This is a genomic window from Streptomyces sp. NPDC059957 (assembly GCF_042730015.1).
Lineage (GTDB): Bacteria > Actinomycetota > Actinomycetes > Streptomycetales > Streptomycetaceae > Streptomyces.
Map to the genome: position 1 here is coordinate 113,386 of NZ_JBHWMB010000017.1, position 16,877 is coordinate 130,262.

At 67.1% G+C, this 16,877-nt stretch carries 8 protein-coding genes and 1 pseudogene; 8 read left to right on the forward strand and 1 reads right to left on the reverse strand.

Features of this window, described 5'->3' with window-relative positions:
* The first annotated feature begins 40 nt into the window (after positions 1-40).
* The 8 genes and pseudogenes from ACFWBW_RS14360 to ACFWBW_RS14395 all read left to right on the forward strand — a co-directional run.
* Complete coding sequence (locus ACFWBW_RS14360) at positions 41-9,709, forward strand: amino acid adenylation domain-containing protein (protein ID WP_385371953.1); 9,669 nt, start codon at positions 41-43, stop codon at positions 9,707-9,709.
* Positions 9,706-10,782 carry a branched-chain amino acid aminotransferase gene (locus tag ACFWBW_RS14365; RefSeq protein WP_385371956.1) on the forward strand — a complete coding sequence of 359 codons (1,077 nt, stop codon included), beginning with the start codon at positions 9,706-9,708 and terminating at the stop codon, positions 10,780-10,782. Before ACFWBW_RS14360 ends, ACFWBW_RS14365 begins: the two co-directional genes overlap by 4 nt.
* 158 nt (positions 10,783-10,940) lie before the next feature.
* Positions 10,941-12,584: an ABC transporter transmembrane domain-containing protein gene (locus ACFWBW_RS14370; protein ID WP_385371959.1), complete on the forward strand. Its 1,644-nt coding sequence runs from the start codon at positions 10,941-10,943 to the stop codon at positions 12,582-12,584.
* Positions 12,581-14,341, forward strand: coding sequence for an ABC transporter ATP-binding protein (locus ACFWBW_RS14375; protein ID WP_385371963.1), 1,761 nt, complete (start codon positions 12,581-12,583; stop codon positions 14,339-14,341). The genes ACFWBW_RS14370 and ACFWBW_RS14375 overlap by 4 nt, the downstream gene beginning before the upstream one ends.
* 46 nt (positions 14,342-14,387) lie before the next feature.
* Positions 14,388-15,143, forward strand: coding sequence for an SDR family oxidoreductase (locus ACFWBW_RS14380; RefSeq protein WP_385371966.1), 756 nt, complete (start codon positions 14,388-14,390; stop codon positions 15,141-15,143).
* A 50-nt stretch (positions 15,144-15,193) separates the two neighbouring features.
* The gene (locus tag ACFWBW_RS14385) at positions 15,194-15,487 is read left to right on the forward strand and encodes a Dabb family protein (RefSeq protein ID WP_385371969.1); all 294 of its coding nucleotides are present in this window, start codon (positions 15,194-15,196) and stop codon (positions 15,485-15,487) included.
* 38 nt (positions 15,488-15,525) lie between these two features.
* On the forward strand, positions 15,526-15,783 hold the full coding sequence (locus tag ACFWBW_RS14390; protein WP_385371972.1) for a hypothetical protein: 258 nt from the start codon (positions 15,526-15,528) through the stop codon (positions 15,781-15,783).
* A gap of 212 nt (positions 15,784-15,995) precedes the next feature.
* Positions 15,996-16,104 (forward strand): annotated as a pseudogene (locus ACFWBW_RS14395) (hypothetical protein); the annotation flags it as partial.
* Positions 16,105-16,576: 472 nt separating this feature from the next.
* On the opposite strand, the gene ACFWBW_RS14400 reads toward ACFWBW_RS14395, so the two are convergent.
* Positions 16,577-16,801, reverse strand: coding sequence for a hypothetical protein (locus tag ACFWBW_RS14400; protein WP_385371975.1), 225 nt, complete (start codon positions 16,799-16,801; stop codon positions 16,577-16,579).
* Positions 16,802-16,877 lie beyond the last annotated feature (76 nt).

Genomic DNA, 16,877 nt, shown 5'->3' on the forward strand with positions numbered 1-16,877 from the left:
CCAAGAACCCGTCCGCCCCATCCCTGAGGAAGATGTGCACATGCGTCGTTCGTACGACGGCTCCGCCCGGACCGCAGAGACCATGGTGCATCAGCTGTTCGAGGAGCAGGTCCGTGAACAGCCTGACGCCATCGCCATCACCTGTGGCGACACCAGCCTGACGTACCGGCAACTCGACGACCGGGCCAATGCCCTGGCCCGGATTCTCAGGCACTCGCACGCGGTGGGACCGGAGTCCCTGGTGATGCTGGTCCTGGAACGCAGCCCGTACGTGCTTGTCAGTATGCTCGCGGTGCTGAAGGCTGGCGGAGCGTATGTACCCGTCTCCCCGGACAGCCCGGACGACAGGATCAGGTTCCTTCTCGAAGAAACGGCCTCCCGGGTGGTCCTGACCGACGATGTCCACCACACGCGCCTGGTGGACATCGTCGGCGGCCCGGGCGGCGTCGACGTCGTCATGGTCGATGAGGAAACCCTCGCCCAGAAGCCTCCGGCGACGGAGCCGGCGGCCCAGGACGAGCCCGTCACACCGGACCGCCTTGCGTATGTCATCTTCACCTCGGGCACGAGCGGCCGCCCCAAAGGCGTGATGGTCGAGCACCGGTCTGTCGTCAATTACCTCCGAAACGTCGGCGCTCATCTGGGCCTGTCCGCCGACGACATATGTGGCTACTCGACGCCCATCAGCTTCGACCTGACGGTGACGACGACCCTGGCCGCGCTGGCACTGGGCGGACAGGTCGCCGTCTACGACGGTTCGGTCCAGGACGTTGACGCCTACCAGGAGTTCTTGGCCAGGCACAACGTCACCTTCGTCAAGCTCACGCCCGGCTACTTCGCTCTGATCGCGAACGGGTTGCACGAGACCGGCGTCCGCACGGTCGTCCTGGGCGGGGAGAAGCTCCACCAGTCGGTGCTGGAGAGGATCCGCACACGTCCGGGGCAGGACCTGAGGGTGTACGACGAATACGGTCCCACCGAGGCGACGGTGGGGACGTGCGTCGGCCTGGTCCACCCCCTGCCGGCCGGCACGACCCCCAACATCGGCCGCCTCTACGACAGCTACCAGGGCCATGTGCTCGACACCGAGGACCGGCCGGCCCCGGTCGGCGAGGTCGGGGAGCTGTTCATCGGAGGCACCGGTGTGGCCCGGGGTTATCTCAACCAGCCAGAGCTCACCGCCGAACGGTTCCCGGGGCACCTCCTCCGGGCAGCGGTGAAGCACCATGCCCCCGGCTCCACCGCCGCGGATGCCGCCCACGTCCGGCTGTACCGGACGGGCGACCTGGTGCGCCAACTCCCCACAGGGGACTTCGAGTACATCGGCCGCAACGACGACCAGGTCAAGATCCGTGGGTACCGCATCGAGCTGGGCGAGGTCGAGCATGCGATACAGACGCACGGGGACGTGTCCCAGGCAGCCGTCGTCGCCCGCGCGGTCGGCGAGGAGCAGACGCCGCGCGTGCTGGTCGCCTACGTGGTGGCAGGCGAGTTCGGCTGCTCGGAGCAGGAACTGGCGCAGTACCTCGAAGGAACGCTGCCGCCCTATATGCTGCCCTCCGCATACGTCTTCCTCGACGGCCTCCCGCTGACTCCGCACGGCAAGTTAGACCGCAGCGCCCTGCCGGAACCCGAGCGGGTCCGGCAGAAGAAGCGGGTGGCCCCGCGTACCGACCTCGAACGAGCGGTGTGCGAGATCTGGTCCGAGGTGCTCGGCCGCGGCGGGGAGCCGCTCGGGATCAGCGACGACTTCTTCGAGCTGGGCGGTGACAGCATCAGCGCCATCCAGATGCTCAGCAGGCTGCGCCGGCAGTTCGGCGTCCACCTCTTGGTCAACGAGGCACTGGACCAGGCCAACGTGGAAGCCCTTTGCGCACTGCTGGAGAACAGGCTGAGCGAAGGCGGCGGGACGGAGGACGGCGGCGCGGTGAGCGAGCCGCCGGCACCGGTGAGCGAGGCACCGCTCCTGCCCATCCAGAAGTGGTTCTTCGACCAGGAGTTCACCCGACCGGACCACTGGAACCAAGCGTTCCTTGTTGCGACCCCGCGGCTGGATCCGGAGCGGCTGCGACAGGCCGTGCGTGAACTCGGGAACCGACACGGCGAGTTCCGGCTCAGGTACCGCTATGGCGCCGACGGCGAACTCAGCCAGTACTACACCGACGACTTCTGCCCCACCAACCTGGCAGTGGCCTCGGCCGACGAGACCGAGGACCTCCAGGAACTCCTCACCGCCTGGCAGAGCGATTTCGATCTGCGCAGCGGTCCCGTCTATCGCGTCGGTTATGTCGACGGGCTTCCCGACGGCGACGCACGCGTGTTCATCGCCTGCCACCATCTGATCGTCGACGCCGTGGGCTGGCGGGTCCTCACCGAAGAGCTGGAGGCGCTGTACCACGGGCGTGCCCTGCTTCCCCCCGGCAGCAGCTACGGGCAGTGGTGCACGGCCGTCCAGCAGTACGCGGACGGGCATCCGGACGAGCGGGAGTACTGGCAGCGGACCGTCGACGGCTTCGCGCAGACCGGCGACGAGGCGCTGCGCGGACTTGTGCTCAGCGAAGACACACGAACGGTGTCCGAGCTGACCCTGGACCGGGACACCAGCCGCCGTCTCCTGCGGGAGAGCCACCACACGTACCGCACGCAGATCAATGACCTTCTCCTCGCCGCGTTCGCGCACGCCCTCCGCGACATCACCGGTGAGACGGACCAGTACATCCTTCTGGAGGGGCACGGCCGCGAGGAGATCGGCCCGCGGCTGGATGTGTCCCGTACCCTCGGATGGTTCACCACGATGTTCCCCGTGCGACTGAGCGCGGGGCCGGACTGCGTCGCCACTCTGCGGGACACGAAGGAGGCGCTGCGCGCGATCCCGGAGAAGGGCATCGGATACGGCGCCCTCTACGGGTACGACACCGACCAACTGCCGCGTATCAACTTCAATTATCTCGGCCGGCTCGACAACGACGAGGTGACGGGCCCGGAGGCCCGCTGGCGGATCACCCGGGAGGACGTGGGCGTCGCCGTCCACTCTGCCAACCGGGACTGCAACATCATGACGATCAACGGCTGGGTCGTCGACGGCCGGCTCACCTTCACCATCGCGAACAAGCTCGGGCAGGAGACGGGCGACCATTTGGCCCGCCGCTTCGAGCATTGGCTGGCCGGTATCGTCGAAGAGCTGCGAGGTGTGGAGCGGACGTACCTCACGCCGTCGGACGTGGATCACGTGGTCCGTCCGGACGCTCTCGACGAGCTGCAGTCCGACCGTGAAATCGATGGCGTCTACCTGGCCAACAGCCTCCAGCAGGGCCTTATTTACCACGCCCTGACGCAGAACAAGACCGATGACGCCTACATCGTCCAGATGATGTGGAGCTATGCCACCGAGATCGATCCGCAGCTTCTGCGCGAGGCGTGGTTCGCCGCACAGCGAACGTACCCGAGCCTACGGCTGCGCTTCGGATGGCAGGACAATCTGGTGCAGGTCATCGACGCGGAAGGCACGCTGGACTGGCGCTACCACGACCTGAGCCACGAATCCTCCGACCGCCGGGCCGAATCGCTGAACGGGATACGGGAAGGGGACCGGGCAGAGCCCTACGACCTCGGCGGCGGCTCGCTGTTCCGTATCCATCTGGTACGGCTGGGGAACGGCCACTACACCTGTCTGTTCAGCCACCATCACTCGATACTGGACGGCTGGAGCATCACCGTCCTGCTGAGTTTTGTTCATGACACCTATCAGGCCCTGCTCTCCGGCCTGCCCGTGCACAGCACCCCGGACCGCAGCTATGGGGCAGCACAGCGATACCTGCAAGAGCACCATCTGGACGAGGCCGCGTTCTGGCGTGAATACCTCTCCGGCTACGAGGACCGGATGGACCTGCGGGGGCTGTTGAGCCCCGCAGCTCGGGCAGGCGGAGTACGGACCGACGAGGTCCGGCGGGTCGAGGATATGCGGGAAACCGCTGTCACCGTGTCCGGGGACCAGCTCGAACAGGTGCGGCGGCTGGTACAGGAGTCGGGTGTCACCGCGAACGCGCTCTTCCTCAGCCTCTGGCACAAAGCACTGGCCTGCTACAGCGGATCGCGGCAGACCATCACCGGTGTCGTCGTCTCCGGCCGCAATATTCCGACGAACGACGTCGACCGCACCGTCGGCCTGCTGATCAACACCCTGCCACTGGTGCTGACGAGCGGCGATCCGGATGAGCTGGTCGTGGACACCCTCCGCGACGTACAGCGTCAGATCAATGAGTTCAACGCGCGGAGCACCGTCAACCTGGCCGCGCTTCACGAGGGATCGAACCGGCTGTTCGACTCGCTCTTCATCTACGAGAACTGGCCCAAGATCAGCCCCGACGGCTGGCAGAAGACGTTCTCGGTACGGAACGCGCAGGAGTTCGAGAAACTCGACTACCCGCTGTCCATGATCGTATCCGAGACGCCCTCCAGCATCAGGCTCCGTCTGGCGTACGCCGCCGAACTCTTCGATACGGACCTGGCCGAAGAGATGCTGCGGATACAGCGTCACCTGCTGGACGGAGTGCTCGCGGGTTCCCGGCGTCCCTGGAGCGAGATCCAGCTGCTGACCGAGGAAGCACGCACCGAGGTCACCGGCATCCTCAACGCTCCGGCAGGGGAACTTGCCACAGCCGGGACGTTCCTCGACCGCTTCGAGGCCCAGGCGGAACGGTGGCCAGATCGCACCGCCGTGAACTGCGAGGGCGCGAGCCTGACCTACCGTTCCCTCAACGAGCGCGCCAACCGGCTCGCTCATCTGCTGTCCGGGCCGGACTGCCTCGATCCCGAGGAACCGGTCATTGTCTGCATGGACAAGGGCATCGGCCTCATGGTGTCGCTTCTGGCCGTGGCCAAGGCCCGTGGCGCGTACGTGCTGCTGGACCCGAGCTACCTCGACGAGCGGATCGCCTACATCCTGACCGATACGAGGGCCAAGACGGTCCTCACCACCCGCCGCGACGCGGCGCGTCTGGCCGGCCTCGGCGATCCGGGCCAGACTCCGGCGGTCCTTGCCCTGGACACCCAGGAGACGGCCGCCATGCTCGCCGCGGCGTCGCCCGCCAACCCCGCTTCGCGGCCCGCCGCCGGCGACCTGATGTACGTCCTCTACACCTCTGGCACCACGGGCAAACCCAAGGGGGTCATGGTCGAGCACGGGTCGTTCGACCTGCTCGTCTCCCAAGCACGCGAGCAGTACTTCGCGGACCGGGAGACTGTCAGCACATACAGCCTCACCAATCACGTATTCGACATCTTCGGCCTGGAATACGGCCTGCCGCTGAGCACCGGCGGCACGGTCGACCTCGCCGTCGGAATCCCGGAGACCCTGGACTGCGGGCCGTACGACTTCGTACAGGCGACGCCCACCGTGTGCGATGTGCTGCTGGACCGGCTGACGGGTACCGACGGCACACTGCTGTTCGTCGGGGGAGAGAAGCTGGATCAGGAACTTCTCGACCGGGTGATGGCAGCCTCGTTGGACCTCGTCCACGTCTACGGGCCTACCGAGACGACGATTTGGTCCACCTCCTGGCTCTACAGGTACACCGAGCGGCGCGACGGGCTGCCAGTCAACCTGGGACGGCCCTTCGGCAATGAGACCATCCACATTCTGGACGCATTCCACCGGACTCTTCCCGTGGGCGCGGTCGGTGAACTCCACATCGGCGGCGGGGGGCTGGCCCGCGGCTATCTCAACAGGGACGACCTCACCGCCGAGCGGTTCGTCACCCCCTCGCCGACCACCACGGGCGGAGCCGCTCCGGGCCGGCTCTACCGCACCGGAGACCTCGTACGGCTCCTTCCCGGCGGGGTGCTGGAGTTCGTCGGGCGCAATGACGCCCAGGTCAAGATCCACGGGCATCGGATCGAACTCGGGGAGATCGAGGCGGCCCTTCTGCGCCATCCCGCAGTCCGGCAGGCCGTTGTTGTCGTCAAGGACATCGGCCGTCCGGTACTCATGGCCTACTACGTCTCCGAGAGTGCCCCGGATGCCGACGAACTGACCGGCTTTCTCCGGCGGAGCCTGGCGGCGCACATGGTGCCGGCCGCCTGTGTCCGGCTCGCTGCCCTGCCACGCACCATCAGCGGCAAGGTGGACCGCGCGGCACTGCCCGAGCCGGAATTCGCCAGTACGCCGGGGGTCACACCGCCACGGTCGCGCCTGGAAGCCGACCTGTGCGCGGCTATCGCCCGCCTGCTCGGGCTGCGGACGGAGGAGGTCGGCATCGACAACGACTTCTTCCAGCTCGGCGGCAACAGCATCCTCTCCATCACGCTCGTCTCGGTGCTACGGCGCGAACTCGGCCTAGAGGTGCCCGTCGCACACCTCCTGAAGAGCAGGACGGTCAGGAGGTTCGTCGAAGATCTCGAAATCCGGCGCTCCCACCCCGCCGAGGTCACCTCCACGGACTTCGACCGGCCGGAAGACCAACTCCTGTCCTTCGCCCAGGAGCGCCTCTGGTTCATTGAGAAGTTCGAACGCGGAACCCATGCCTACAACGTGCCGCTCGTCCTCGAGGTCGCCGAACACGTCGACATCGACATCCTGCTGACCGGCGTGCGCGCGGTGGTCGAGCACCACGAGATCCTGCGGACTCTCATCAAGGAGACCCGAGACGGCGTCGGGTACCAGGTCGTGCGGGACATGGACGAGGTACCGATGCCTCCCGTCGAACGGGTGTCCGGCACCGAAGCCCTGCGCGAGAACCTGCGGGGAGATGTGGAGCGGGTCTTCGACCTCGCGAACGAGGGCCCGCTGCACATGCGGCTCTACGAGGTGGCGCAGCCCGCGGCCCGATACCTGTCGTTCGTGGTGCACCACATCGCCTTCGACGGCTGGTCGACCGATGTGCTGCTGGAAGACCTGACGGCCGCGTACGCCCTCCTGGAGCAGGGACCGCCGGGGACCGGCCTCGCGCGGCGCCTGCCCGCCCCGGAGCTGCATTACAAGGACTTCGCCGCCTGGCAGCGGCGGTATCTCACCGGTGAACGAGCCAACGCGCTCGTACACTTCTGGGAGGAGAAGCTCAAGGGGTGCCCCAGCCTGGACCTCGTTCCGGACCGGCCGCGGCCGGAGCGCATCGACTACCGGGGCTCGGACGTCTTCCTCACCGTCGACGCAGAGGTGTCGCGCGGGCTCCGGCAGCTGGCGCAGGAGATGCGGGTCAGCCTCTTCAGCCTGCTGCTGAGCGTCCACCACCTCACCCTGCGCTGTTTCAGCCACCAGGACGACATCGTCGTCGGCGTGCCGGTCGCGAACCGGGACCATCCCGGGCTGGAACACCTTGTCGGATTCTTCATCAACACCTTGCCGCTGCGGGTGCGTATCAACCCCGCCGGGACCGTTGCCGACCATATCGAGGCGACTTCTCGCGAGGTCATGGACCTCCTCCTGCACCAGGAACTGCCTTTCGAGCAGCTACTGACGGCACTGGACGTCCCCCGTGACATGAGCCGACACCCGGTCTTCCAGGTCGCCTTCAGTGTGCAGAGCTTCGGCTCTCCGCCGCCCGGCCAGGGTGACCGGCCACGCGAGACGGTGCGGACGACGTCTTTGACCCGTGAGCTGTACAAGGTTGCGAGGTTCGACCTCAGCACATCCGTCGACGACTCGCGTGACGAGCTCGAGGTCAATGTCAACTACGCCACCGGTCTGTTCGACCACGCGACCATCGAGAGCTTCGGGGAAACCTATGTCTGTCTCCTCAGGCAGATCGCAGACCTCGCCGGGGACGAGCCGGCGCGGCGACGGCTGGCGATCCCGGACCTGACTTACCAGCAGCACGACGACACAGCCCGCCCCAGCGATGGCCGGATGCGGCCCGTCTACGTGCTGGACAGTGAACTCCGGCCGCTGCCCGTCGGCGCTGTGGGAGAGCTGTACATCGGTGGCGTGGCACCGGCGCACGCGGACGGCTCGGGGAACGAGCGTCTCTACAACACCGGCGACCTGGTGCGTTGGGCCCCAGACGGCAGTCTCCGATCCGCCGGCCGGAGCGACGCCCGGGCCGAGACGCCGCCCGCCCCGGCGGCAATCCCCCAGCTCACCGGAGACGGCGAGTTCACCGCTCCCCGGAACTACGTGGAAGGGAAAGCACGGAACATCATGGCCGATGTCCTGGCGATCGATCCCGAGAGGATCAGCGTCCATGACGACTTCTTCCGGCTGGGCGGCAACAGCCTCCTGTCGATCAAACTGGTCAGCCGGCTGAGCTTCGAGTTGGAAATCGACATCAGCATCGTCGCGATCTTCCGGTACCGGACGGTGGCCGGCCTGGTGGAGAGCCTCGAGACCGTGGCCGCCAAGCCCGTGCCAATCGAGCCGACCCGGACGTCGGAGCAGCCGCTGTCGTTCGCGCAGGAACGGCTATGGTTCATCGACCAGTACGAGCAGGGCACCGACGTGTACAACATCCACCTCTGCTACGAGATTCTGCCGGGTGTCGAAGTGCCAGTACTGGAGCGCTGCTTCCGTGCCGTCCACGAGCGCCATGAGGTGCTCAGGACAGTGATCCGGCGCTCCACCGGTGGGGATCCCCACCAAGTGGTGCTGGATCACCGCCAAGTGCCCCTCGTCGTCCGGCACATCAGCGGCGCCAACGAAGAGGAGCTGGCCGCCGACTCCAGGGCCGAAGCCACCTACCGCTTCGACCTGGGCCGGGAAGCGCCCGTCCGGATCACCTTCTACCAGCAGGGCGAAGGCAGTAAACGGCGTACGTTCGTGGGCATCCTGGTGCACCACATAGCCTTCGACGGCTGGTCAGCTGATCTCCTGCTGCATGAACTGACGGCATTTCACCAGCACTTCACTCGGTCTGCAGCCGACGGGCAAGCGAGCCTCAGCCTGCCCGCGCTCACCGTTCAATACCGTGACTTCGCTGCCTGGGAGCGCAGCAGGCTGAGCGGCGACCGACTCGGCAAACTGCAGGCGTACTGGCGAAACCGGCTGGAAGGACGGCAGCCGTTGGAGCTGCCGACCGACCGTCCGCGGCCAAGGAAGGTGGACTACCGGGGCGGGCAGCTCGTTGTCGAGCTGGAGGAAGAGACGACGACGGCGCTGCGGCGGCTGGCACAGGAGACGGACACCAGTCTCTTCAGCGTGCTGCTCGCCGCCTATTATCTGCTGCTCCAGACGTATACGAACCGCAGCGACCTGGTCGTCGGCATTCCGGCGTTCAACCGGACGCACCAGCATTCCCACGACCTGATCGGCTACTTCGTCAACTCGCTCGCCCTCGACTTCGACATCGACACCGAGGACGACGTCCAGATGCTGATCAACAAGGTCGCCGCGCGTGTGATCGATGCCCAGGAACACCAGGAGCTGCCGTTCGAGCGGCTGGTGAGTCATCTGAACCTGCCGGCCGACCCCAGCCGCCACCCGCTATTCCAGGTCTGGTTCGACGTAAACTCCTTCGCGGAGGCGGATGCGGACCGGGCCCACGATGCCGGACGGCCCGGACAGGGGCTGCTGCGCACACACGATCTCAGCGGCCGGGCAGCCGACGGGCAGTCGCTCACGGTCGCCAAGTTCGACCTCGGGCTGGTGATCAACGACGGTGGCGCGGCTCTCGCCTGTACCTTCAGCTACGCCACGACCCTTTTTGACGAGAGCACCGTGGACAGGTTCGCGGCCACCTATCGGTCGATCCTTGAGCTGTTCGCGGGAGGGAACCGGTGAGCGCCGACTTCCCCTTGTCCCGGACGGCACATCCCGCACCGGAGGCCGAACGCGTCCAGATACTCAGCGCGCCAGTGTTCGGCCGGCACTTCACCGATCACATGGCCTTCGCCTCATGGACGCCGGAGAACGGATGGCACGACCGGGGAGTCGGCCCGCTCAAACCCTTCACGTTTCACCCGGGTACCGCTGTCTTGCACTACGCGCAGGAAATCTTCGAAGGGCTCAAGGCATACCGGCATGCCGACGACAGCGTCTGGCTGTTCCGTCCGGAGACCAACGCCGGCCGCTTCGCCCGTTCCGCACGGCGCCTGGCGCTGCCGGAGCTGCCGGCCGAGGACTTCCTGGCCAGCGTGGAAGGGCTGATCCGCGCAGATGAGCCCTGGGTCCCCGGGCCTCACGGCGAGCAAAGCCTGTACCTGCGGCCCTTCATGTTCGCCTCCGACCCGTTCCTCGGCCTGCGGCCCGCCAGACAGGTCACATACTCGGTGATCGCGACCCCGAGCGGCTCCTACTACTCCTCCGGCATCACGCTGTGGGTGAGCGACCAGTACACCCGTGCGGCCAGGGGCGGCACCGGTGCGGCCAAGTGCGGCGCCAACTACGCTGCGGGCCTGGCCGCGCAGGCCGAAGCCCAGGAGCGCGGCTGCGATCAGGTTCTGTACCTGGACAGCGCGGGGGAAGGAAAGCTGGAGGAGTCCGGCACGATGAACCTGTGCCTGGTCACCTCTGACGGTCGGCTGGTCACACCCGCCCTGGGCACGATCCTCGAAGGGGTCACCCGCGACAGCGTTCTCACGCTGGCCACCGACTTCGGCCTGGTTCCGGAGGAGCGGGCGGTCACACTGGACGAGCTGCGTTCCAGGGCCCAGGAGGGCACCATCACCGAGGTATTCGCCGTCGGCACGGCCGTAGTGGTCACCCCGGTCGTGGCGTTCAAGGGAGACGGCTACGAGTTCGCCATCGGCAACGGCACGCCCGGAAAACAGACGATGGCGCTCCGGGAGCATGTGTTGGACATCCAGCACGGCCGGGCGAAGGACACATATGGCTGGATGCGGCGAGTCATCTGAAAACTCGACTGACCGGCGCATCAACCCACGGGAGTAGCGTGAGCAGGACCATGACGACGGCGTCGACCACTGACGCACCGGCCCGGAACGGGGCTGCCCCGATCCCCGGTTCCGCAGTGAAGTTGTTGCTCCGGGGAATCCGTCGCAACAGAGCCGGTGTGGCGCGCTCCTTCGGCCTGCTGGCGGCGTGGCAGCTGTCCGAGGCGATAGTGCCCGTGGTGGTCGGTCTGATCATCGACCATGCGGTGGCGGGGGGAAGCGTCACCACCCTCGCCCTGTGGGGCAGCGCGCTGGTCGGGGTGTTCGCCTCCCTGATGCTCACCTACCGCTGGGGTGCCGCTGAGGCGTACCGGATCGATCAGCGGGAGAACCACCGGCTCCGGGGCGAGATCGCCCATCACGTACTGCGGCCGCTCGGTGCGCGCACCGGCACCCTCTCCGGTGGCACCCTCTCCCTGGCCACCGTCGACACGGCGAGTGTGGGCGGCCTGGCCCGGTCCATGGGCTATACCTTCGCCTCGGCGGTCGCGGTGCTGGTGAGCGCCGCCGTCCTGTTGCGCATCGACATCGCCATCGGGCTCGCCGTCCTGCTCGGCGTACCGCTCGTGCTGGGGATCATCCAGTTCATCACGCCCGTGCTGTCCCGCCGCGACCGCGACCAGCGGACCGAGATCGCCAAAAGCAGTGGCACGGCGGCGGACCTGGTGCGCGGCCTGCGCGTCCTCAAGGGCATCGGCGCGGAGGACGAAGCCGCCGCACGCTACCGAGCACAGAGCCAGGTCGCCAGAGCGGCCGGTATCCGGCTTGCCGGCTCCCACGGCGTCATGGAGAGCGTCACCACCGGGCTCAGCGGACTCTTCCTGGCCGGTATCACCCTGCTCGCGGGCAAGCGGGCGCTGGAAGGCGCCATCACCATCGGACAGCTGGTCGCCATCGTCGGCCTCACCCAGTTTCTCGCCGTGCCCGTCCAGGCCCTCGGCCGGATCGGCGCGAAGATCGCGGCCGCATACGCCTCAGCGTCCCGGATCGTCGACTTCCTGCACACGCCGCCGCTGCTGGCCGAGGGTCTCGCGCAGCCACCGCTCGGACCGGCCCCGGCAGTCTCCCTCGACGACGTGACCATCGGCGCCCTGAACGGGTTCACCCTCGCCTCCCGGCCGGGTGAACTGCTCGGCCTCGTCGTGGACGACCCAGCCGTCACCCGGACACTCGTGGGCCTGCTCACCGGTGAGATACACGGCGCGGACATCACCGGCGAGGTCCTTCTCGACGGCGCCGCGCTCAGCGATCTGAGCCTGCGAGCGCGCGCCCAGCGCCGTCTGGTGAACCCCCATCACACCGAACTTCTGGAAGGCACGTTGCGCAGCAACCTCGATCCGGACAGCCGGCACAGCGACGCCGATCTCATGGACATCCTCGGCGCGACATCGGCGCAGGACATCGTCAACCTCGACGAGAAGGGTCTGGATCAGCGGGTGACGCCCTCGGGAGCGACCTACTCCGGCGGCCAACGACAGAGGATCACACTGGCCAGAGCGCTGGCGGCCGATCCTCCGGCCCTGCTGCTCGACAACCCGACCACTGCGGTGGACGCGGTCACCGAACAGCACATCGCCCGCGGAATCAGCGCCCTGCGGCATGACCCGGTGAGCACACGCATCACGTGGATCATCACCACGAGCCCCGCACTGCTCACCCAGGCGGAGCGTGTCGTGTTCGTGGTGGGCGGCCGCGTCGTCGAGGAGGGCACCCACCAGGAGCTGCTCGGCCTGCCCGCCTACCAGGAGCTGGTACTGCGATGAGCCGGGACCTGCTGCCGATCGGAACCTACCGGGCGACCTTTGCCTTCCTCGGCCACTTGGTGTGGAGCAACGGCAACCGGGGGGCGACCGTGACCACGGCCCTCGCGATTGTGCTGGGGAGCGCCTCCGGCCTTGTGCCGCCCTGGGTTCTCGGAACGATCGTCGATGACATCCGCGCCGGGCGGGACACCATCCTCTCCTCAGTGCTGATCATCACCGCCGCGACGGTGGCGTCCGCGCTGCTCGGAGGCATCGCGGTGGCCGCGCTGGCGCGGGCGGGCGAGCCGGCGCTGGCCGAGTTGCGGGAGCGCGTGCTCGTCCGGGCGCTGCACCTGCCCCCGGACCGGATAGAGCGGGCCAGCACAGGGGACTTGCTCTCCCGGCTCTCCGACGACGTACGGACCGTGTCGGAAGGGCTCAACAACGCCGTACCGATCGTCCTGAACTCGGCCGTCACCATTGCGTTCACCTCCGTGGGCGTGCTGGTCCTGGACTGGCGTCTGGGTCTGGCCATGCTCATGGCAGTACCGCTGTATGTGTTCGCGCTGAGGTGGTTCCTGCCGCGCTCCGAGCGGTTGTACCGCGAGCAGAAGGTCGCGCAGGGAGAACGTGCCGAGGCGCTCCTCACGGGCCTCAACGCCGCTCCAACGGCCCGAGCCTTCGGGATCGGGGGCGGACTGCTCCGGCGGATCGAGGACACCTCCGACGAGGCCGTCGGTGTTTCCGTCTCCGTGTACCGGCTTACGCTCCGCTTCCTGAACCGGAACAACCTGGCAGAACTCTTCGGACTAGCCATGGTCCTCGGTCTCGGGTTCCTCCTCGTGCGCCACGACCTCACCACCGTCGGCGCCGTCACCGCGGCGGCGCTGTACTTCCTCCGCCTCTTCACCCCCATCGGAGGACTGCTCTTCACCTTCGACCAGTTCCAGGCGATCGGCTCCGCGCTGGCACGGCTCGTCGGCATCGCGACGATGCCGGCCGCCCCGGATTCCCGTCCGGCCACCGGGCCCGGGGACGTCGTACTCTCGGGAATCAGCCATCAGTATGTGCCGGGCAAGTTGGTCCTGCGCGATGTCGACCTGCGGATCGCCGCTGGTGAGCGGGTCGCTCTCGTCGGTGTCACCGGAGCTGGCAAAACGACGCTGGGCGCAATCGCCGCCGGGGTACTCCGGCCGACTCAGGGCACGGTGACGGCTGCCGGTGTTCCCTACGATCCCGAGCGGACCGGGGCGGGCTCAGGCGTCTTCCTGGTGACCCAGGACGCTCATGTCTTCGCCGGGACCGTACGGGGATCGCTCACACTGGTGAGGCCCGGGGCTTCGGATGCGGAAGTCCAGCATGCCCTGGCCGTTACGCTGGCTGACCGATGGGTCACGGCGCTCCCCGACGGCCTGGACACCGTCATAGGCGATCAGGGGCATCAACTGACACCGGACCAGATACAGCAACTCGCCGTGGCCCGGATCGTGTTGAGTGACCCATGGTTCGTCGTGCTGGACGAGGCCACCTCGGAGGCCGGTTCGACAGGTGCCCGCCTGCTGGAGAAGGCCGCCGAAGCGGCGATGCGCGGCCGTACCGCTCTTGTAGTGGCACACCGGCTGGCCCAGGCCCGGTCGGCCGACCGCATCCTTGTGATGCACGACGGAGCCATCATCGAACAGGGAACCCACGACGAACTGCTCGCGGTCAACGGCCGTTACGCCGAACTCTGGCGAGCATGGTCGGACCGCCACGCGGTGGTCGACCGGCAGCCCTAGCAGTGCACATCGACAGACTAGAACGGGAGACTCGTGGAGTGCGGTCATGGATCTTGAATTGAAAGCCAGAACAATCGTCGTCACCGGGGGATCGCGCGGACTGGGGCTGGCCGCGGCCAGGGAATTGGTGGCCGAAGGCGCACAGGTCGTCATCGCGGGGCGCGACGGGAAGCGCGCGGCGGAGGCGGCTGCGTCCCTCGGCGGCAGCGCGGTAGGAATGGCCGCGGACACCGCCGACCCCGCCACTCCCGACCGGCTCATCGCCGCGGCACGCGACATATTCGGGAGTTTTGACGGCATCTTGATCAGCACCGGAGGGCCCGCACCAGGAACCGCGGCCTCCAGCACGGAAACCCAATGGCGGACGGCGCTCGAATCGGTCTTCCTCGGTACGGTACGGCTGGCCCAGAAGGCGGCCGAACAGCTCTCCGAGGGAGGGGTGATCGCCCTCGTTCTCTCCAGTTCCGTGTACGAGCCGATTCCCGGCCTCACCATCTCCAACAGCCTTCGCCCTGGCCTGGCCGGGTTCGCCAAGTCGTTGGCGGATGAAGTCGGTCCACGCGACATCAGGGTCGTGGGCCTCCTTCCGTACCGCATCTACACCGACAGGGCTCGCGAGATCGATGCCCGCAGCGGCGACGCTGAGGCAGCCCGCGCACGCAACTCTGCGGATATCCCCTTGCGCCGGTATGGCACTCCGGAGGAATTCGGAAAGGTCGCGGCCTTCCTATTGTCTCCTGCCGCGTCCTACCTCACGGGCGTCATGGTCCCGGTGGACGGGGGCGGTCTGCGCAGCTTCTGATGTCGGCCCTGGATTCTGCCCGAGTTGCACGAACCTCAGATGGAGGATCAATGATCTGTCATGTCGTCCTGTTCAAGTTCCATGACGGCGTGGGTTGGGATGACCCACGTTTCCTCGAAGCGGACAGGGATGTTCGCGTTCTCCCGCAATCAATCCCTGAGATCCTTGAGTGGAAATGTGGCCGGAACGTCACCAACCGAGAAATAGCGTATGACTACGCCGTCATCGGCAACTTCAAGGACAAGAGCGCCGTGGAAACCTATCTCTACCACCCGGTTCATATGCGCGGCGTGGACCAGTGGCGGCAGTTCTCCACCTGGGTGGTCACGGACTTCGAGCTGTAGGCGTGAGATCTGACCCCGGTCGGGGTGAGTGCGGTGGCGTGGTGATCGGCGAGCTTGCGGATGTGATGGACGTGAAGTCCGGTCGGCTTCCCGCACATCTCGCGCTCACCCGCCAGGAGCCGGTGCAACAACTCGTTGCCTCGGCTCCGCTTGGTGGCCGGTGCCCGGTCGAGGATCTCTGCCGCGCGCTGCCGCTTGAGCGGAATGCCCCCGAAGGTGGCGACCAGTGGCTGCCTTCCGCCGTCACGAGGAACCGTGACCTGCAAGCACAATGGAATAGTCGCTGTCGTGAATGAGCACTCCGCGGCGTACGGGTCTCCCGCCGCGCATGCAGATCGCGCAGCGTTGCCGGATCACGGCAGGTGGCACGTAGAGCCCGATGACGCCGTTGGTTGCTCGGCGCCCCGGGAGATCTTCGTGTCACTGCGCTGGGCCCGAATCTCGTAACCGAGCAAGCGCGCCGGCTGGCTGGCGGCGTGCGTGATCAGGGTCTTGGACTCTGACAGCGTGGAACACGATCGAGCACCGGCTGTTCCCCCACATCACCATGAACTGGCACGGGCAGACCCCTGACCAGCCATGCCGTCATGCTCCAGGCCATCGCCACGACGACCACGGATAGCACACCGGACGAGGTCCCGGCGGACAGACCGGCCCGCCTCACACGGCGCCGAGGACCGCAGGCCACGGTGACTCTGCCCGCAGCCATGATCACCGCTCCGACCAGGCCACCCTTCCAACTGCCCTCAGTACCTCCCGCGCGCACAAGCCGCAAGGCAAGAAGGATCCGGGCCGTACGCGGGCCAACCGAGCCGCAGCAGTCGCCCGTCGCAGCATCACTACAGTTCAGGGCCTCACGGGCGCTGTACTACCAGCTGACGAAGAACCTGCCGGTTCGTCCCCCTTCGCCTCGGGAGCCGATGCTATTTGACCACCTACGCCAGGAGTGGTCACGCTCTTCCGGGCCAGGCGGACTCCAGCCCTTCAGGTAAGGCTTCAGCTCCTCGGACTCGGGAGCGCTGGTCGCCAGCACCTCGGGTAGTTCCCGCAGGGGGTCAACGGATCCTAGGCTCGGGCCCACTCCAGCCTCTACTGCTTCCGGTCGGCCCACTTGCCCTGGCGGCCGGATCGGCTGTACGGGAGCTCGACCATCAAGCTCTGCGCCCGCTCCGGGTCCTCGGACAGCGGAAATTCCGGCTTGATAACCACCGTGTACGTGAAGTTGCCGACGGCCAGGTCCAGCTCGCCCCACGCCGGGAGGGACGAGAGGGGATGTACGTGCCGCCGCACCCATAGAGCTCGTAACACGATCATGAGTCGGGCTTGTTGAGGCGTCGCCAGCAAATGAGGCTGCAGGCGAGGGAGACGAATGCGTCGTGGAGTTCGGTTC